This window comes from Mycobacterium attenuatum, from assembly GCF_900566085.1.
Taxonomy (GTDB): Bacteria; Actinomycetota; Actinomycetes; order Mycobacteriales; family Mycobacteriaceae; genus Mycobacterium; species Mycobacterium attenuatum.
The window spans coordinates 73653-91438 of record NZ_UPHT01000119.1 but is presented as its reverse complement, the minus strand read 5'-3'; the positions used below and the strand labels follow the sequence as shown (position 1 = coordinate 91438).

The 17786-nt window shown below is 64.1% G+C and carries 17 protein-coding genes, 2 tRNA genes and 2 pseudogenes; 11 read left to right on the top strand and 10 right to left on the bottom strand.

Annotated features, from left to right (window positions below):
• Positions 1-19: 19 nt before the first annotated feature.
• Positions 20-412, top strand: a complete 393-nt coding sequence (gene acpS, locus EET13_RS19540) for a holo-ACP synthase AcpS (RefSeq protein WP_023366014.1) — start codon at positions 20-22, stop codon at positions 410-412.
• 25 nt (positions 413-437) lie between these two features.
• Here the strand turns inward: acpS and EET13_RS19535 are convergent, their stop codons facing one another.
• From EET13_RS19535 to macS, 3 genes are all read right to left on the bottom strand, one after another.
• Entirely contained in the window at positions 438-1724 is a 1287-nt protein-coding gene (locus tag EET13_RS19535) for a cytochrome P450 (protein ID WP_136623204.1), read from the bottom strand.
• Positions 1725-2837: 1113 nt separating this feature from the next.
• On the bottom strand, positions 2838-3494 hold the full coding sequence (locus EET13_RS19525) for a response regulator (protein ID WP_122443823.1): 657 nt from the start codon (positions 3492-3494) through the stop codon (positions 2838-2840).
• A complete protein-coding gene (macS, locus tag EET13_RS19520) occupies positions 3487-4632 on the bottom strand; it encodes a MacS family sensor histidine kinase (RefSeq protein WP_122443822.1) in 1146 nt (381 codons plus the stop codon). The genes EET13_RS19525 and macS overlap by 8 nt, the downstream gene beginning before the upstream one ends.
• Between macS and EET13_RS19515 the strand changes: the two genes are divergently transcribed.
• Entirely contained in the window at positions 4612-5997 is a 1386-nt protein-coding gene (locus EET13_RS19515) for a dipeptidase (protein ID WP_244604006.1), read from the top strand. The two genes, macS and EET13_RS19515, sit on opposite strands and share 21 nt — an antisense overlap.
• Here the strand turns inward: EET13_RS19515 and bcp are convergent, their stop codons facing one another.
• The gene (gene bcp, locus EET13_RS19510) at positions 5998-6471 is read right to left on the bottom strand and encodes a thioredoxin-dependent thiol peroxidase (protein ID WP_122443853.1); all 474 of its coding nucleotides are present in this window, start codon (positions 6469-6471) and stop codon (positions 5998-6000) included.
• A 91-nt stretch (positions 6472-6562) separates the two neighbouring features.
• Here bcp and EET13_RS19505 point away from each other — a divergent pair, with 91 nt between their 5' ends.
• Positions 6563-6790, top strand: a complete 228-nt coding sequence (locus EET13_RS19505; protein ID WP_122443821.1) for a DUF3618 domain-containing protein — start codon at positions 6563-6565, stop codon at positions 6788-6790.
• 211 nt (positions 6791-7001) lie between these two features.
• Here the strand turns inward: EET13_RS19505 and EET13_RS19500 are convergent.
• Positions 7002-7074 (bottom strand) — tRNA-Lys (locus tag EET13_RS19500).
• 209 nt (positions 7075-7283) lie between these two features.
• On the opposite strand from EET13_RS19500, the gene EET13_RS19495 reads away from it, so the two are divergent.
• Positions 7284-8480, top strand: a complete 1197-nt coding sequence (locus EET13_RS19495; RefSeq protein ID WP_122443820.1) for a L,D-transpeptidase — start codon at positions 7284-7286, stop codon at positions 8478-8480.
• A 378-nt stretch (positions 8481-8858) separates the two neighbouring features.
• Here the strand turns inward: EET13_RS19495 and EET13_RS19485 are convergent.
• Together EET13_RS19485 and orn are read right to left on the bottom strand one after the other, a co-directional pair.
• A tRNA-His gene (locus EET13_RS19485) sits at positions 8859-8934 on the bottom strand.
• A 51-nt stretch (positions 8935-8985) separates the two neighbouring features.
• Positions 8986-9633 (bottom strand): oligoribonuclease, encoded by a 648-nt coding sequence (orn, locus tag EET13_RS19480; protein WP_122443818.1) that lies wholly within the window; start codon positions 9631-9633, stop codon positions 8986-8988.
• 109 nt (positions 9634-9742) lie between these two features.
• Between orn and EET13_RS19475 the strand changes: the two genes are divergently transcribed.
• Complete coding sequence (locus EET13_RS19475; RefSeq protein WP_122443817.1) at positions 9743-11341, top strand: helicase HerA-like domain-containing protein; 1599 nt, start codon at positions 9743-9745, stop codon at positions 11339-11341.
• A 3-nt stretch (positions 11342-11344) separates the two neighbouring features.
• Here EET13_RS19475 and cmrA read toward each other — a convergent pair whose 3' ends face one another.
• Positions 11345-12151, bottom strand: coding sequence for a mycolate reductase (gene cmrA, locus EET13_RS19470; protein ID WP_122443816.1), 807 nt, complete (start codon positions 12149-12151; stop codon positions 11345-11347).
• 187 nt (positions 12152-12338) lie between these two features.
• Between cmrA and EET13_RS19465 the strand changes: the two genes are divergently transcribed.
• Positions 12339-13679 carry an MFS transporter gene (locus EET13_RS19465; protein WP_122443815.1) on the top strand — a complete coding sequence of 447 codons (1341 nt, stop codon included), beginning with the start codon at positions 12339-12341 and terminating at the stop codon, positions 13677-13679.
• Here EET13_RS19465 and EET13_RS19460 read toward each other — a convergent pair.
• Positions 13676-14467, bottom strand: coding sequence for an MmpS family transport accessory protein (locus EET13_RS19460; protein WP_122443814.1), 792 nt, complete (start codon positions 14465-14467; stop codon positions 13676-13678). The two genes, EET13_RS19465 and EET13_RS19460, sit on opposite strands and share 4 nt — an antisense overlap.
• Before the next feature lie 224 nt (positions 14468-14691).
• Here EET13_RS19460 and EET13_RS32885 point away from each other — a divergent pair.
• Positions 14692-15399: pseudogene (locus EET13_RS32885) on the top strand (TIGR03619 family F420-dependent LLM class oxidoreductase); the annotation flags it as partial.
• Positions 15400-15526: 127 nt separating this feature from the next.
• Positions 15527-15715 carry a hypothetical protein gene (locus EET13_RS19450; RefSeq protein WP_122443813.1) on the top strand — a complete coding sequence of 63 codons (189 nt, stop codon included), beginning with the start codon at positions 15527-15529 and terminating at the stop codon, positions 15713-15715.
• Here EET13_RS19450 and EET13_RS19445 read toward each other — a convergent pair.
• Positions 15712-16353, bottom strand: a complete 642-nt coding sequence (locus EET13_RS19445; RefSeq protein WP_122443812.1) for an SACE_7040 family transcriptional regulator — start codon at positions 16351-16353, stop codon at positions 15712-15714. The genes EET13_RS19450 and EET13_RS19445 overlap by 4 nt on opposite strands.
• A 108-nt stretch (positions 16354-16461) precedes the next feature.
• Here EET13_RS19445 and EET13_RS30520 point away from each other — a divergent pair, with 108 nt between their 5' ends.
• The 3 genes and pseudogenes from EET13_RS30520 (at position 16462) to EET13_RS19435 (ending at position 17749) form a co-directional block, all read left to right on the top strand.
• Positions 16462-16734, top strand: coding sequence for a hypothetical protein (locus EET13_RS30520; RefSeq protein WP_168991305.1), 273 nt, complete (start codon positions 16462-16464; stop codon positions 16732-16734).
• A pseudogene (locus EET13_RS19440) lies at positions 16653-16884 on the top strand (AMP-binding enzyme); the annotation flags it as partial. The gene EET13_RS30520 and the pseudogene EET13_RS19440, both read left to right, overlap by 82 nt.
• A 121-nt stretch (positions 16885-17005) precedes the next feature.
• A complete protein-coding gene (locus EET13_RS19435; protein ID WP_122443851.1) occupies positions 17006-17749 on the top strand; it encodes a CoA transferase subunit A in 744 nt (247 codons plus the stop codon).
• The last annotated feature ends 37 nt before the right edge of the window (positions 17750-17786 follow it).

Below are 17786 nucleotides of genomic sequence, written 5' to 3'. Positions count from 1 at the left end.
TCCGTTAACGTGGCGACCCATGGGCATCGTCGGTGTGGGGATCGACCTGGTCTCGATTCCTGATTTCGCCGAGCAGGTCGACCAACCCGGAACGGTGTTCGCGACGACCTTTACGCCCGGTGAGCGCCGTGACGCCTCGGACAAGAGTTCGTCGGCGGCCCGGCACCTGGCGGCCCGGTGGGCCGCCAAGGAAGCAGTGATCAAGGCCTGGTCCGGCTCGCGGTTCGCGCAGCGGCCCATGCTTCCCGAGGACATCCACCGCGACATCGAGGTGGTCACCGATATGTGGGGCCGGCCGCGGGTGCGGCTAACCGGCGAAATCGCCAAGCACCTAGCCGATGTGACCATCCATGTGTCGTTGACCCACGAAGGGGATACCGCCGCTGCGGTGGCCATTCTCGAGTCACCCTAGAGTGCGCGCTCAATAGGGAGCGCCCTCAACTATGAGCGAACGATTTGTGTATAGCTGGTGCCGGTGTAAGTGCGACTGGCAATGGACTGCCGGGGTAGGTTTGGTGTACACGCTGACGCCGGGTCGGGATGTCGGCAACGATATCCATGCTGTATTGACTTAGCAGCTGGTCGATTATCGACGCGGTGACTATTTTGCTGAATCGCTCCGCGACGCACCCGAATGGTCCACGCCCGAATGAGGAAAGGCTTGGCGCCGGTGTGCGCAAGTATCGGTCGGGGTCATAGCAGTCAGGGTTGTCAGGAATTTGCGTGAGGTCGCGGTTAAGCGCGCCAGGTACCACGGCGACACCATTGCCGGCTGGGATGTGGTAGGTCGTACCCCGATGTTTGAACTCGTACGGTTTATACAGATATCGCACTAACGACGCGACGGGGTACATGCGGACCGATTCGGCCAGGCAACGCTGCAGATATTCGAGCCGTTCGGATTGGTCGTAGGTTGCCTGCACGTGCGTGTATACGCCGGGGTGGGTGAGTACGTCGACCAAAGTCCAGTAAGTGTAGGCACCGGGGTAGGCGGTGGCGTTCCACAATACATACATGAACATCCACATTTTGTCGGCGTGGGTAAGTTCCTGGCCGTTTAATCGGGCAGCGTTAATGGCCGCCATCAGCGGTGAGTCGCAATGCTGAAAATCGGTCCATGAATCCCGCAGCATCCGATAGAGCTTTCGGGTGTGGCGGTGTTCGGGCATGAAGTAGTGAAACGGCGTCACGGCAAGTGCGCTGCGTGGGACATCGATACCGTCGCAGATGTGGCGGTAGAAATGGGTTAGGCGTTCGCCGATGTTGTCCCACACCGCATCACCCACGAAGTAGCGGCAGGTGACTTCGTACACGATCGGGTGGATGACTTCGGTCAGGTCGACGAGGTCTGTCCACTGTGCGGAATGCCGCTCGGCGATCGCGGCTGCGCGAGCCGGGATCTCGCTGACACGGGCCGGGGTTAGCAGGGTGGCAATGATTCGCCGGCCCGTGACGATGAGTGCTTGGAGAGTGTCAGGTCCATTGTCGGTGCGCGGAAACCAGAACCCGACCGTTGGTACTCGATGCAGCACCTCGCCAACACCGGCGTGATCGGTGGGCAAGCTCAAAATCTTTTGATAGTGCTCTGCTCCGAAGAGGATGGTGAGGTCGTAGATCGTCGGGAGGCGCAGCGTAAAGAAGTCGCCGTGTGCCTTCTGATTGCCAATTATGAGTCCGACCGGATCGGTGATGATCGACTTGAGCCGCGGCGCGAGGCCGATCACCGGAATCTTCTCGGCATCGGACCAGGCCAAAGGGACCGGTCAGGTGCCGGCAGGGGTTGGCATCGGCCGTAGGAACCTACGCCAGCGCGCTCCTGCGCCGATAGCCATCATGAGCACCGTCGCGACCAGGCCATATCGCTTCAGCATGCGGCTCCTTCTGTATGCAACTGTCTAGTCCCAGCTCGACAACTGGCGGTCGAGCCGTCTCCGGCGACAATGGCGGGTCGGCGTAGCTATTTTCTTGTGTTCCCGGATTTCGCAGCCGCGTAGGAGGCCTGGTCAGAGTCCTCGGTAGTCCGCGTCTCAACTGTTGACGCACAATTCTATTTTGTCTTGGTGCGAACTGAGGATGCTGTGGGCAAGCTCACAGATAGCGCCGAGGTGGACGAGTATGTCGCGCTCGGCAACTGACTTCGTCACTACCCACTGTCGGGTTCGCTGACTGCCGATCCGAGTTCCAAAGGAAAATCCTGAGAGCATTTGCCGGGACTTGGACGTCCGTGCATATTCCAGACGTAGTGAATGGGAGTAGTGAATGGGAAAGGGCGTGAAGTTGTATAACGACTACGGAATCCGGGCCGTCACCGCCAATGCCTCGATGCTCCAGATGTTCTGAATCCCTGCGCAGCGTAGAGATGCTCCATGTCAACGATGTTTTCGGCAACTTCCTGCAGATGGCTTCGCAAGGTTATCATTCGTTTACCTATCGGACACCAAGCGTATTCTTCCGGGGTGGGTTGCTGTCCCACGACAGCTGTCCATCGAAAACATAGTACACGTCGGTCGGCACCTCATTCGGCATTGCTGTGGGCAGCTCCGGTCGCAACCCCGGCGGCGGGACACCATAGGAGGAATTAATGCGCAAACGGATACTGGCGAAGCGGAAGCCGGTGAATTGACGGCGTAGATCATCACCCTCCGCGTGTTCGAAATGGGCACTCATGTGTGGGGCAGTACGCCGTTGCTTGAGACTTCGGTCACATACCCCATGAGACTCACCAGGGACTGAATTCGGGCATGCGGCTGACGCGGTGACGGAATGACTTCTCGATCGCAGCACGCCGCGCGGCGGAACAAGAGCGGAACAGCTGAGTCGGATTACCCGAATCTGGGCTACTCGTCGAGGCCGTGCTCGATGGCGTAGCGGGTCAACTCCACCCGGTTGGCGACCTGCAACTTGCGAAATGTCGCCTGCACGTGATTTTCGACGGTGCGGTGACTCAGCGAGAGCTTTTGGGCAATCTGCTTGGCGGACAAACCTTTTGCGACGTAGCGCAATATCTCGGTCTCCCGTTCGGTGAGGCTGGGGCGAGCCGGTCCCGAGTCGGTGCTCGTGGCGATGCGCCGATATTCGCCCAGCACGAGTCCGGCCAGGCTCGCAGTGAATACGGCGCGCCCGGCCGCGGTGGCTCGCACGGCGTCACTGAGTTCCGCCTTCGAGGCGCTCTTGACCAGGTATCCCGTCGCCCCGGCTTTGACCGCCTCCAAGACGTCCTCGCGTTCATCCGACGCCGACAGGACCAGCACCCGGGTCTCGGGGGAGACCTCGAGTACCTCCGTCGTCGCCTGCACACCATCGCCATCGGCCAACCGCATGTCCATGAGCACCACGTCGGGCTTGACAACCGCGGCCCGTCGCCGTGCGGCTGCCACTCCGTCGGCGGTGGCAACGACGTTGAACCCGTCATCGGCAAGGTCGCGCGCGACGGCGTCGCGCCAGATCGGATGGTCGTCGACGACCATCACGGTCGGGGACTGCTGTTCACTCATGACGTCCTTCCCGGCGCGGCACCCTCAGTTCCCACTCGGTGCCCTCGCCCGTGTTCGTGCTGAGTTGCGCGGTGCCGCCCAGCGCGGCCAACCGGCCCACGATCGACTTCGTGACCCCAAACCGACCCTGGCTGGCGGCTTCGTCGAGGCGTCCCGCAGCAATGCCGACACCGTCGTCGCGAACGGTCACCGCCACCGCGTCGCCCGTATCTTCCAGCAGCACATACGCATGGGCGTTCGGCCCGGCGTGCAACCGAACATTGTCCAGGGCGTTGCCCACCGCCGCGTCCAGTTCGGCGGCCACCCCACGTCCCAGCGGTACCGGTGCGCCCGGCAGGCTCAGGGACACCTGATCGGACGCCCGGCGCCGCAACAGCGCGCCGAGGTCGACGGTCTGGGTGTCACCGTCCTGCTCGGCGTCGGCCGAACTCAGCCAGCGCCGCAGCGCGCGTTCCTGCTCGCTGGCCAGCGCCGCCAATTCAGCTGTGTCGCCGCCTATTTGGTGGCCCCGCTTGGCGACTAAAGCCAGCACCTGGATGACACCGTCGTGGACTTGCCGGGACAGCCGTTCGCGCTCGTGTAACGCGGCGGACAATTCGGCGGCTCGTTGCAGTTCGTCGTGGGCGCGCCGGGCGGTCCGTGCGGCCATGCCCACGGCGAGCCCGACCGCCAGCTCGATGACAATGGTCGCGCTGCGTCCCAGGTTGACGTTTACGTAACCCTTGACCGCTTCGTTGGCGGCCGTCACCGCCACGCCGGTCAACATGCCGCCGGCCGGGCCGAACTGCAGGGCCGCCGAAATGGTGGCGTTGCTGGCCCACAAGGTCGTCGGCCAGGCCTGGTTATCCAGGGCCCATTGGCCGGTTGCGACCACCCTGGTGGACAGCATCAGCACGACGACGACGGCGATCTCGGCGATCACCCAGGCAGGCCGTCGGCCGAAGCTGCGCAGGTAGGCGATCGCGACGGCCACGCTCCAGCCGATAAGCACGGCCAGCAGGACCCAGCCCAGCGCCGGCCGTCGCAGATCGGAGTTGACGGCGATCTGAAACCCCAGGGCATAAACGCAGCTCAACAACCGAAACACCTGCGCCGCCCGCCAGAGCGGCGCCGTCGGATCGGGGCCGCGCGTCGCCATGTCGGGCTCAGCATAGCTAGCCTCGTGGTCGTGACTGATCTGGTTGACAGGGTTCGTGCGGTGTTGCCGGCGGTGCAGCGTGATCTCGAAGACCTGGTACGCATCGAATCGGTGTGGGCGGACCCGGCTCGGCGCGATCAGGTACACCGCAGCGCACAGGCGGTAGCACACCTGTTGTCGCAGGCCGGTTTTGACGAGGTTCGGATCGTCAGCGAAGGCGGAGCGCCCGCGGTCATCGCGCGGTATGCGCCGCCACCGGGCGCGCCTACGGTGCTGCTGTATGCCCACCATGACGTGCAGCCGGAAGGCGACCGCGACCAGTGGGCGTCGCCGCCTTTCGCGCCGACCGAACGTGACGGGCGACTGTATGGGCGGGGCGCGGCCGACGACAAGGCCGGCATCGCAACGCATTTGGCCGCATTTCGGGCGCACGGTGGCCGGCCTCCGGTGGGCGTGACGGTTTTCGTCGAGGGCGAAGAAGAGTCCGGATCTCCATCACTGGGCCGGTTGCTCGCCGCTCACCGGGACGCGCTGGCCGCCGATGTGATCGTCATCGCCGACTCCGACAATTGGAGCACTGAGGTTCCCGCGCTGACGGTGTCGCTGCGCGGATTGGCCGATTGCGTCGTCGAGGTCGCCACGCTCGACCACGGCCTGCACTCCGGATTGTGGGGCGGTGTGGTTCCCGACGCGCTGAGCGTGCTGGTGAGGCTGCTCGCCAGCCTGCACGACGACCACGGCAACGTGGCGGTAGCCGGGCTGCATGAAACCGACGTCGCGGCACTGAATGTGCCTGACTACCCGCCCGGACGGGTGCGTGCAGACGCGGGCCTACTGGATGGGGTGAGTGAAATCGGTTCCGGCCCGGTGCCCCAGCGACTCTGGGCGAAACCGGCAATCACCGTGATCGGCATCGACACCACATCGGTTGCGGCAGCGTCGAATACGTTGATTCCGCGGGCTCGCGCCAAGATCAGTCTGCGGGTTGCGCCCGGGGGTGACGGCGTCGCGCATCTGGACGCCCTGGAGGCCCATCTGCGGCGGCACACGCCGTGGGGCGCGCGGGTCAGCGTTCACCGGGGCGAGGTCGGCCAGCCGTACGCCATCGAGGCCAGCGGCCCCGTCTATGACGCCGCCCGGGCGGCGTTCCGGCAGGCCTGGGGCACTGATCCAGTCGACATGGGCATGGGCGGGTCGATTCCATTCATCGCTGAGTTCGCGCGGGCGTTTCCGGCGGCGAAGATCCTGGTCACTGGCGTCGAGGATCCCGCAACTCAGGCACACAGCATCAACGAGAGCCTGCATCTGGGGGTATTGGAGCGCGCCGCGGTCGCCGAAGCGCTGTTGCTGGCCAACCTGGCCTGATCAGACCGCCAAGTCGCGGCGCAGTTTGGCGACGTGTCCGGTGGCCTTGACGTTGTACTGGGCAAGGGCGATCTTGCCCTTCTCATCGACGACGAACGTGGACCGGATGACGCCCTGCACGGTCTTGCCGTACATCTTCTTCTCGCCGTAGGCCCCCCAGGCCGTCAAAACCTCGCGGTCAGGATCGGACAGCAGCGGGAACGTCAACGCCTCGGCGTCGCGGAACTTGGCCAGCTTGGCGGGCGCGTCAGGCGAAATTCCGACGACGTCTAGACCGGCGTCGTTGAGATCGTGGAGGTTGTCGCGGAAGTCGCAGGCCTCTTTGGTGCATCCCGGTGTCGAGGCGGCCGGATAGAAATACACGACCACGCGGCGTCCCTGGTAGTCGGCCAGCGACACCTTTTTGCCGTCGGCGTCGGGCAAGCTGAAGGCAGGCGCTTTGTCGCCGGGAGCCAGGCGGGTGGACTCGCTCAACGTATGTTCCTTTCTGTTCACCGGAGCGTAGCGACTCGCACCGGCTGATCTAGGGTAGTTCGTCAGGTGCATCGACTTGGAGGACAGACACGTGGCGGACCGTGATCCCGAGGCCATCAAGCAGGAGATCGACCTCGCCCGCAACCAACTGGCGGCGACGGTCGACTCGCTTGTCGAACGTGCCAATCCCCGCCGACTCGCCGACGACGTCAAGGCCAAGGTGGTCGAATTCGTCACCAAACCCGCGGTGACCGTGACACTGGTCGGTGTCGGGTCTGTCGTGGTCATCGTGGTGATCCGTAACATCAGGAATCGGTAAGCGCTGCAGTGACACTCACTGGCTGCGTAGCTGACACCAACCTTTAGTCGGCACGCCTTACACGAATCACATTGTGCCGGTGGTGTTTCGCGGTGACTACGCCGCCGAGCACGGCGGTGCCGCAGGATTCGGCTCGGGTTGTTTACCAGACACGCCGATCCGGAGTTTCTGGCCGATTCGACAACACGAGACGCGATGCGCCATTGAGGGGTGCGCCGTCAGGGTTTCGAACCCCGGACCCGCTGATTAAGAGTCAGCTGCTCTACCAACTGAGCTAACGGCGCCTTGGACGGCCAAAGACCGCGTACGCGACAATAACAGGCGTAGCGGCGCGGTGGGAAATCTCCAGATCACGACGCGGCGAGATGCGACACTGAACCATAGAGACAAAGCCGACAATTTCTGTCCGGGCCGCGATCAGGCACTACAATACAGGGAACAATCCAGGGTCAGCGGTGACCGAAGTAAGCGAGACTATCTGGAAGGTCACTTGATGACGCCTTTGCGCAGAAGTCAATCGTGGCTGGCTGCGGTCATGGCCCCGGTTGCTGTTCTCGCGGTGGCGTGCAGCAGTGGCAGTGCGCCCGCGCCGGCCAAGGTCATCGTCAACAAGGGCACGCCGTTCGCTGACCTGCTGGTGCCCAAGCTGACCGCCTCGGTTACCGACGGAGCGGTCGGTGTCACCGTGGATGCGCCCGTCACCGTCAGCGTTGCCGACGGGGTGCTGGCGGCGGTCACCATGGTGAACGAAAACGGCAAGTCCATCAGCGGCCAGCTCAGCGCCGACGGACTGCACTGGTCGACAACCGACCAGCTCGGCTACAACCGGCGCTACACGCTCAGCGCGAAGGCGCTGGGACTGGCCGGCGCGGCGACTCGACAGATGACATTCCAAACCAGTTCGCCCGCCCATCTCACAATGCCGTATGTGAGTCCGGGTGACGGTGAGGTTGTGGGGATCGGCGAGCCGGTGGCGATTCGTTTCGACGAGAACATCGCCGACCGGGTCGCTGCAGAGAAGGCCATCAAGGTCACCACCAACCCGCCCGTCGACGGCGCCTTTTACTGGCTGAACAACCGTGAGGTGCGTTGGCGCCCAGAGCATTTCTGGAAGCCCGGGACCGTCGTCGACGTGGCGGTCAACACCTATGGCGTGAATCTCGGCGAGGGAATGTTCGGCGAGGACAATGTCAAGACGCACTTCACCATCGGTGATGAGGTCATCGCGACGGCCGACGACAGCACCAAGGTACTGACGATTCGGGTCAACGGTGAGGTCGTCAAGACCATGCCGACGTCGATGGGGAAGGACAGCACGCCCACCGCCAACGGCGTCTACATCGTGGGCGCACGGTTCAAACACATCATCATGGACTCGTCGACCTATGGCGTTCCGGTGAACTCGCCCAACGGGTATCGCACCGACGTCGACTGGGCCACGCAGATTTCCTACAGCGGCGTCTTCGTACACTCCGCGCCGTGGTCGGTGGGAGCTCAAGGTCACACCAACACCAGCCACGGTTGTCTGAACGTGAGCCCGAGCAATGCCCAGTGGTTCTACGACCACATCAAGACCGGTGACATCGTCGAAGTCGTCAACACCGTGGGAGGCACGCTGTCCGGCACGGATGGCCTCGGGGACTGGAATATTCCGTGGGATCAGTGGCGCGCCGGTAACGCGAAGGCCTGAGCGTGGCCTGAGCCCTGGGTTGCGCTCTCGATAGTCACATCGTCGGGCGGTGGTGATCGCGCGGCGTCGCGCAACGACGGCGGCCGGAACGTCCACGACGATGTGAACGCGCTGGTTGCGCCAATAGCTGGCTTAGGTGTTCATCGGGCGACGAGACTGCTGCGGTCTCGACGTGGGGCACCAGTTTCGCGGCGGCGGCCAATGGCCTCACGTCATGCACTGCGCAAGCCTGCAGCACGGGGTGATCCTTCAGCAGCTGGATACCTTCCAAGCGCTCGGCCACCCCGCGGTCGGTGAGCTAACCTCGAGCAACTCGGTCAAAGCTCGGTAGACGCTGTATGCGCCGCGATAGCAGCGCGCCGTACCCCCGCTGACCTGTGGGGTGAGTGACGGGACTCGAACCCGCGACACCCAGGATCACAACCTGGTGCTCTACCAACTGAACTACACTCACCATGGCCGCCGGCCGGCCCTCTGGGAGGGCTAACGAGCGGCGACGTCGATATTAACCGGTCGGAGGCTCCTCGGCCGAATCAATTGTCACCGGTGCGTCGGCTCCGACTTGAATATCGGCGACCACCGCGGCGATTTCGCTGGTAGACGGCCCTGGCGGCGGAACGAACGCGGTACGTCGGTAGTACCGCAGTTCGCGGATGGATTCGTGAATATCGGCCAGCGCCCGATGCGCCAGGCCTTTGGGCGGCTGGCCGAAGTAGATGCGTGGGTACCAGCGCCGGCAGAGCTCCTTGATCGAGCTGACGTCGATCATCCGGTAGTGCAGAAACGCGTCCAGAGCGGGCATGTCGCGGGCGATGAAGGCGCGATCGGTGGCGATGGAGTTTCCCGCCAACGGCGCCGTCTTGGGTTGTTTGACGTGCTCGTTGATGTAGTCGAGCACCATCGTTTCGGCCGTCGCCAGGTCGACGGTCGATGCCCTGACTTCCTGGACCAGCCCCGAGCGGGTGTGCATCTCGGCAACGACGCCGATCATTGACGACAGCGCGTTGTCGTCGGCATGGATCACCACGTCCACGCCGTCGCCGAGAATGTTCAAGTCGGCGTCAGTGACCAGGACGGCGATCTCGATCAACTTGTCCGTAGCTATGGTCAGCCCGGTCATCTCGCAGTCGATCCACACCAGTTCGTCACGCACAGGGCTCAAGAGTAGGCCCATCTGTGCTGTCGTAACTGCGACACCCGTGCAAGTAGTGTGATTGCTTTGCCGAGCGGGCGCGGGGTGACGACTGGGAAGAGGTGGTGCGATGAGCACCGAAGCGGCGGGCGACGGGTCTGGCGGGCCCGCGCAGCAGATCGCGGCCGGATACGCCGTAACCGGCCAGGCGTTGGAATTGGGCTCTGTCGTCGTCGACGGCGAGGCCGACCGCGCTGCGCAGATTCGCATCCCGCTGGCCACCATCAACCGGCACGGTTTGGTCGCCGGGGCCACCGGAACCGGGAAAACCAAGACGCTGCAGCTCATCGCCGAGCAGCTCAGCGCCGCAGGTGTGGCGGTGCTCATGGCGGACGTGAAGGGCGACCTGTCCGGCCTATCCCGGGCGGGGGAGGCCAATGACAAAACGGCTGCTCGGGCGAAAGATACCGGCGACACTTGGACGCCGACGGCCTTCCCGGTGGAGTTTCTGTCGCTGGGAACTAGCGGAGTCGGTGTTCCGGTGCGCGCGACCATCTCCAGCTTTGGACCTATTCTGTTGTCAAAAGTACTGGGGCTCAACGCTACCCAGGAATCAACGCTGGGATTGATCTTTCACTGGGCCGACCAGCGGGGACTTCCGCTGCTGGACTTGAAAGATCTGCGAACCGTAATCACCCATCTGACCAGCGACGAGGGCAAGGCGGAGCTGAAAGCCCTTGGCGCCGTTTCTCCGACCACCGCCGGTGTCATCCTGCGAGCATTGGTCAACCTCGAAGCCGAAGGTGCTGACACCTTCTTCGGCGAGCCGGAACTGAGACCCGACGACCTGATACGCATCGACAGCCAGGGCCGCGGCATCATCTCACTGCTGGAGTTCAGCGGGCAGTCGCTGCGCCCCGTGCTGTTCTCCACCTTCCTGATGTGGGTGCTGGCTGACCTGTTCACATTTCTGCCCGAGGTGGGGGATCTGGACAAGCCGAAGCTGGTCTTCTTTTTTGACGAAGCGCACTTGCTGTTCACCGACGCGTCAAAGGCTTTCCTGGAACAGGTCGAGCAAACCGTCAAGCTCATTCGCTCCAAGGGCGTCGGCGTGTTCTTCTGCACCCAGTTGCCGACGGATCTACCCAACACCGTGCTCTCCCAGCTGGGCGCCCGGATTCAGCATGCGCTACGGGCGTTCACCCCCGACGATCAGAAGGCGCTCAACAAGACCGTTCGCACGTATCCCAAAACCGATGTCTACGACCTGGAATCGGCGCTGACCTCGCTGGGTATCGGCGAGGCCGTCGTGACCGTGCTCTCCGAAAAGGGCGCGCCGACCCCGGTGGCCTGGACTCGCATGCGGGTTCCGCGGTCGCTGATGGGCGCGATCGGCACCGAAGCCGTTGCTGCGGCGGCCCAGGCAAGCCCGCTGCAGGCCGCCTATGGCCAGACCGTCGACCGGGTGTCCGCCCACGAGATGCTGAGCGCAAAATATGGCTCGGCGCAGGAGCCGACGCAGCCCGCTCAACCACCTCGCGGACAATACGATCCGCTGCCGTGGCCCGACGATATCGAGGTGCCGCCCATGCCGGCGCCCGCCGAACCCAGGCGTCCCGGGGTATGGGAAGAAATTCTGAAGAACCCAACCGTGAAGAGCGCCATCAACACCGGGGTACGCGAAATCACCCGCAGCATCTTCGGCACCGGGCGGCGTCGCCGCAGGTAACGGCTATCCGCCCCCCAGCTTCTTGTAGAAGCTGCCCACGATGGGCGCGACGATGGCGCGCGGCGCATACTGACTTGCCACCGACATGGCCTTCGAGGTCAAGCCCGGAACCACACGCATCTTGTTGCGCTCCAAGGCATCCAGCGATACCTGTGCGGTGTGCTCAGTGGAGATCCACAAGAAGTCCGGCACCAGCCTTTCGACAAGCGACGCCTCGCCAGCATCGGGCAGATCGGTGCGCACTGGTCCCGGCGCCAGCAGCGTGACATGCACTCCGGAGTTGCGGAGTTCACCGCGCAGCGATTCGCTGAAGGTGTTCGCAAAGGCCTTGGTGGCCGCATAGGTCGCGTTGTAGGGAATCGGCGAATTCCCTGCTGCCGACCCGGAAATCAAGATGCCGCCGGCCCTGCGCTCGAGCATGCCGGGCAGCACCGCCAAGGTGAGGTCGTGCACCGCGACGGCATTGAGCTGCACTTGTGCCTTTTCGCCCGCCGGGTCGAGCGTCGCAAGCGGACCAAACGTCCCCGTGCCCGCATTGGCGCACAGGATCGAAATGGGCCGTGCCGCTAGTTCTTCACACAGCTTCGCCCGTTCGTCCGGGTCTGCGAGATCGGCCGGCCGCACCTCGACAGCGACCCGATACTTGTCGGTCAGATGGGCGGCGAGCTCGGTCAGCAAAGCTTCCCGGCGTGCGGTGATGATCAGGCTGTGGCCGCGGGCGGCCAACTCCGTCGCGAGCGCTTCGCCGATGTTCTGCGAAGCTCCGGTGACAACGGCACGGGCGTCGGGACTCGGAGCGGGGATCGGCATGCGCCAATCGTAGACAGCTTGCAGGTGACGCCGGGCGCAGCGGGTCGCTGCCGCCTCAAATCGGTTGCGATCGCAAGGGCGGCGTAGCCGGGCGCAGCGGGTCGCTGCCGCCTCAAATCGGTTGCGATCGCAAGGGCGGCGTAGCCGGGCGCAGCGGGTCGCTGCCGCCTCAAATAGAGTGCCGGACATGACTCACCGGGGTATAGGCACGTATGTGCGGTCCCGGGTAGTGGCATGGGCGTTGTGGGACAGCGGTTCTACCGGCCTGAACGCGATCGTGACCACCTTCGTGTTCTCCGTCTATCTGACCAGCACCGTGGGGGAGGGGCTGCCCGGCGGCAGCTCACCGGCAAGTTGGTTGGGCCGGGCCGGGGCCGCTGCCGGGTTGACTGTCGCTCTGCTGGCCCCGGTGGTGGGCGTGTGGGTCGAGTCTCCGGATCGGCGCAGGGTGACGCTGAGTGTGTTGACGGGGCTGGCGGCGGGGTTGACCGCGGCGATGTTTTTGATCCGCGATAGCCCCGGTTACCTGTGGCCGGGGCTGGCGTTGCTGGCGGCGACCGCGTCGTGCAGCGACCTGGCCAGCGTTCCCTACAACGCGATGCTTCGCCAGCTTTCGACACCGCAAACTGCGGGCCGGATTTCCGGCTTCGGGTGGGCAGCGGGGTACGTCGGGAGCGTCCTGCTGCTGTTGCTGGTCTACGTGGGTTTCATGGCTGGCACCGGTGACGTTCGTGGGTTATTGCACCTGTCTGTCCATGATGGATTCAACGTAAGGGTGGCAATGCTGCTGGCCGCGGCATGGCTGGCTGTGCTGGCGTTGCCGCTGTTGCTGGTCGCACATCGCCTGCCCGATGCTGCTGCGGTGCCTCGCCCGGCTACGAGCATGCTGGGTGGTTATCGCAAGCTGTGGACGGACATCAACGCCGAATGGCGCCGCGACCGCAACCTGGTCTACTTCTTGGTTGCCAGTGCGATCTTCCGCGACGGGCTGGCGGCCATGTTCGCCTTCGGCGCGGTCCTGGGTGTCAACGTGTACGGCCTTACCCAGGCCGACGTGTTGGTGTTCGGGGTGGCCGGAAGCGTCGTGGCCGCAGTGGGCGCGGTAGGGGGCGGACTGATCGACCACCGGATCGGCTCGAAGCCGGTGATCGTCGCATCGTTGGCCTCGATCCTGGCCGCGGCGGTGACCTTGATGGCGCTCTCCGGCGCGGTGGCCTTCTGGATATGCGGACTGCTGTTGTGTTTATTCATCGGACCGTCTCAGTCGTCGGCGCGCGCCTTGTTGTTGCGCATGGCTCAGCATGGCAAGGAGGGGGTTGCCTTCGGGCTGTACACGATGACGGGCCGGGCGGTGGCGTTCCTGGGACCGTGGTTGTTTTCGGTCTTCGTTGACGTGTTCGGCGCCGTCCGCGCCGGGTTGGGCGGTATCTGCTTGGTGTTGCTGGTGGGCTTGCTGGCCATGTTGGGCGTGCGGGTCCCGCACCGCAATGTCGTCATAGCAACTGACGCGGTAACCGAGCCGAGTTAGCCGGAGGCGTCGCAGATGGTCAGGCCTACTCCGGTGCGCTGGCGTACCTGAACCCCCGCCACCGTTACCGAGCAGGTCACGTTGTGGCCGATGTTGATGATGGTGACGCTTGCCGGATGCAGGGAAGACTTGGGCAGGCTCACCTCTTTGCTCCACGGCAGCGCCACGTTGAATTCGGTCTGGATGACGTCACCGGTGTCGGTGTAGGTCACGCTGATCGCGCGGCCCTCGCCGGTGACGTTGTAGACGACGGTCTGCATGGCACCGGGGGTGGGTGTCTCGGTGGGCGTGCCAGAGCCTCCAGTCGTTGTGGGCGCCGGCACGATGCTGGGTGTCGGTGTCATTGTTCGTGTCGTCGGCGGCTTGAGCGTGGAGCTCGGGGTGGGCATCGGTGGAAGCGGCTCGACCGCCGTCTGATTCTTGACTGACATGTTTGCGATCACCAGTGCGATGACCAACCCGACGACAAGCAGGACGGCCGCGCCGGCAGCGAACCACAGCCAACGCGGCGTGCTCGGGCCGTGTGGTGGCGGTGCTCCGTCGTGAAAACCTTCGCCCTGCTCAGGGTGGTCCTGCTGCCAATACTGGGGTGGCAATTGCTGGGTCGGGTTTGGTTCGTGAGCGCCGGGTTCCCACTGGGGAATGTGGCCGCTGTAGGTGGGAGCGTAGGGCGCCTGACCGGCGTAGGCCGGGTCGACGGGCGACGGGTTTACCGGACCCTGCGGCCACGTAGGCGCGGGCCCCGGTTGAGGGGGACCATACCGCGGGGGTCGGCGTGGATCGTTCATGCCCACCTCATGGTTTGAAGGGTACCGAAGAGTTGGACGGCGCCGGCGCCGCACCGCTCCAGCGGCACCGACACGGCGGGCGGCGTCCCAACCGAAGCCATTTACCGAAGCGGTGACCACATTCTTCAACAAGCGTTGATGATCGCGTGTGAACTGCGTATCATGGTTCTTCAGCGGGTGCTGAAGAAAACGCCTACGCCAGTTGCAGAACGGGGGTGCTAGGCATGAAGTTCGGCATCGACGTACCGACGTGTCTGGCCGGTATGGCCTACCCGGTCCCGTTCGCCACGGCCGACGAGGTGGTTCAGATCGCCGTAGAGGCCGAGGCGCTTGGCTTTCACGAGGTTGCCGGAAACGATCATCTGAGCACCCAGCGGTTCGTGCGAGAAGCCTGGCCGGCCCCGCCTGACTACTTCGAGCCGCTGATGATGTTGGCGACGATTGCGGCCAAGACATCGGTGGTGCGGCTGGCTACCGGAATTCTCGTCTTGCCGACGCGTGAGCCGGTGTTGTTGGCCAAACAGGTTGCCACCCTGGATCAGATAAGTGGCGGTCGCGTCACGCTGGCCGTTGCTGCCGGCGGCTATCGCGACGAATTCGAATCGGTAGCACCGGATTTGGCCGGTGTGTCGCGCACCCAGCTGATGGCCGAGGGCATCGAGGCGTTGCGCATTCTGTTCGGGCAGCGTCGGTCGACGTATCAGGGCCGATACCGTCGCTTCTGCGATGTCGAGTCATACCCCAAGCCGGTCCAGTCGCCATTGCCCATCTTCTCCGGTGGCAATGCCAAAAGCGCCATGCGGAGGGCGGGGGAGCAATGTCAGGGCTGGCTGCCGGCCAAACTCGGACCGAGTGAAATTGCCTGTGGCCGAATAGAAATCGAGAAATTCGCACGCGCTGCGGGCCGCAATCCAGCCGATGTCACGATCGGATTGCAGACGGTCGTGTGCCTGGCTCCTACTGCTGCCAAAGCGCGTGAGCGCCTGGAGCGGTCAACGTTCGAGCTGTTCCGGACCTCCCTGCGGGACACCATGATGAAAGGCGTGAGCCTGGACAAATATGTGGCTGACAACCTTCATCGGCACGCCGGACCAGGTTTGCGCCAAGGTGGCTGCGTTCGAACGCGCCGGGCTGGACGGGTTCTACGCCACCTTGTTCGTCGCCAATACGGTAAGCGAAATGCTCGAACAGATGCGGCTTTTCGCCAAGTATGTGATCCCGGCTTTCCCGGGCGGTGCCGGACGTTAGTGGTCGGTGACTTTCAGTGCGGCCACGGTCATGGCCCGCATGATGGCGCGGGAACGCAGTACCCGCGCCGATCTCGTATCGGCCGACTTCATGCTGTGTGGTGTGGAGTTCAGCAGTCCGAACACGGCGTGCGCCATCAGTCGCGCATCGGCTTCCGCCAGCTCGGTGTTGCGCTCGCGCAGCACGCCCACCCAGACCTCCACGTATTGGCGCTGCGCCCTGCGCACCTGTCGCTCGGCGGCGGCGGGCAGATGCGCAAGGTCGCGGTCCTGGATTTGGATGAGGTCCGGTTCACCCAGCGCAAAGTCGAGGTGAAAGTCGATGAGCCCATCCAGCGCGGCAGCCGGATCCGGACCGCGGGCCGTCACATCGCGGGCCCCGGCGAGGAGCCGGGAACTGATGCCGACCAGCAACTCGACCAGCAGCGACTCCTTGTTGGGAAAGTGGCGATAGATCGCCGGACCGCTGATGCCTGCCGCTGCACCGATGTCTTCCAATCGCACTGCGAGAAAACCGCGTTCGGCGAATAGCCGTTCGGCGGCCGACAAGAGTTGCAGACGCCGGTCCGACTTCATTCGACTGCGACGAGTCGGGGCTTCAGTTTGAGCTGGCGGGCCGTCCGGAGCGGACGCTGTCATGACCGCCTCCGTAGAAAACTCGTCCTGGACACTTCGGTTAATCGTCACTAACGTAGCACGAGTTATTTGTTGTGAACCCGTGCGCGGTCAGCGCCAGGCGGAGGAACCGTGGCAGCCGGCGGGGCAGATCACAGAGCCCCTTCGTTTGACCTCTCCCACGACCGGGGCACGGACACACCTGCGCTGCTCGAGACCACTATCGGCGTCAACCTCGCCCTGACTGCCGCTCGGTACGGGCACCGGGATGCGCTGGTCGACGTGCGCGCGGGGCGACGCTGGAGTTACGCCAAATTGCTGGCCACCGCGATGTCGTCGATGCCCACGTCATCGGTGTGCCCGACGAACGTCTGGGCGAAGAACTCATGGCGGTGGTCAAGCTGAGGCCGGGCGCACCGCAGTTGACTACCGAACGACTACATCAATTCTGTGCTGGCCGCATCGCCCGGCGAGTTCCCCATGACCGTCACCGGCAAGGTCCGCAAAGTCGAATTGCGCCAACAAGCAATCGACTATCTGCATGGTCGAGGCTGAGGGTCCGGATGCTGGCCACTGTCCCTTTACCCGCCGCGCGGGTAATGGTATTGTCTGCCTCGGTTAATGGAGATTAACTGAAGAAGTCAGCTGGCCGGACAGCGAGGAGATGCTGCGGGTAATGGACAAGGTGGTGGCTACCGCCGGCGACGCGGTAGCGGACATAACCGACGGGTCATCGCTTGCGGTCGGCGGGTTCGGGCTGTGTGGGATCCCAGAGGCGCTGATCTCGGCGTTGGTGGACAGTGGCGTAACGGACCTGGAAACGGTGTCGAACAACTGCGGCGTCGACGGTGTGGGTCTCGGTGTGTTGTTGGAGCACAAGAGAATTCGCCGGACTATCTCCTCGTATGTGGGCGAGAACAAGGAGTTCGCCCGCCAGTTCCTGGCCGGCGAACTCGAGGTGGAGCTCACCCCGCAGGGCACGCTGGCCGAGCGGTTACGCGCCGGCGGAATGGGCATACCCGCCTTCTATACCCCGGCCGGCGTGGGTACGCAGATCGCCGACGGCGGGCTCCCATGGCGCTACGACGCCTCGGGCGCGGTCGCGGTAGTGTCGCCCCCGAAAGAGACTCGTGAGTTCGATGGTGTCACATACGTTTTAGAGCGGGGAATCCGCACGGACTTCGCGCTGGTGCATGCCTGGAAAGGCGACCGGCACGGCAACCTGGTGTACCGCTACGCCGCCGCCAACTTCAACCCCGAGTGCGCGCCAGCCGGAAGGATCACGATTGCCGAGGTGGAACACCTCGTCGAGCCCGGTGAGATCGACCCGGCGATGGTGCACACGCCGGGTGTGTTCGTGCACCGGGTGGTGCATGTGCTCAATCCCACCAAGCGGATCGAGAAGGAGACCGTGCGCTGATGACCGCGCCGATGACGACGCAGTGGTGGTATCGCCC

Excerpts from the sequence above, each read along its gene's own strand:
- EET13_RS19445 (WP_122443812.1), bottom strand. The coding sequence starts at position 16,353 with ATGACAGCGTCCGCTCCGGACGGCCCGCCAGCTCAAACTGAAGCCCCG.
- EET13_RS19525 (WP_122443823.1), bottom strand. The coding sequence starts at position 3,494 with ATGAGTGAACAGCAGTCCCCGACCGTGATGGTCGTCGACGACCATCCG.
- cmrA (WP_122443816.1), bottom strand. The coding sequence starts at position 12,151 with ATGCCGATCCCCGCTCCGAGTCCCGACGCCCGTGCCGTTGTCACCGGA.
- acpS (WP_023366014.1), top strand. The coding sequence starts at position 20 with ATGGGCATCGTCGGTGTGGGGATCGACCTGGTCTCGATTCCTGATTTC.
- macS (WP_122443822.1), bottom strand. The coding sequence starts at position 4,632 with ATGGCGACGCGCGGCCCCGATCCGACGGCGCCGCTCTGGCGGGCGGCG.
- EET13_RS19435 (WP_122443851.1), top strand. The coding sequence starts at position 17,006 with ATGGACAAGGTGGTGGCTACCGCCGGCGACGCGGTAGCGGACATAACC.
- EET13_RS19475 (WP_122443817.1), top strand. The coding sequence starts at position 9,743 with ATGAGCACCGAAGCGGCGGGCGACGGGTCTGGCGGGCCCGCGCAGCAG.
- EET13_RS19495 (WP_122443820.1), top strand. The coding sequence starts at position 7,284 with ATGACGCCTTTGCGCAGAAGTCAATCGTGGCTGGCTGCGGTCATGGCC.
- EET13_RS19465 (WP_122443815.1), top strand. The coding sequence starts at position 12,339 with ATGACTCACCGGGGTATAGGCACGTATGTGCGGTCCCGGGTAGTGGCA.
- EET13_RS19460 (WP_122443814.1), bottom strand. The coding sequence starts at position 14,467 with ATGAACGATCCACGCCGACCCCCGCGGTATGGTCCCCCTCAACCGGGG.
- EET13_RS19450 (WP_122443813.1), top strand. The coding sequence starts at position 15,527 with ATGTGGCTGACAACCTTCATCGGCACGCCGGACCAGGTTTGCGCCAAG.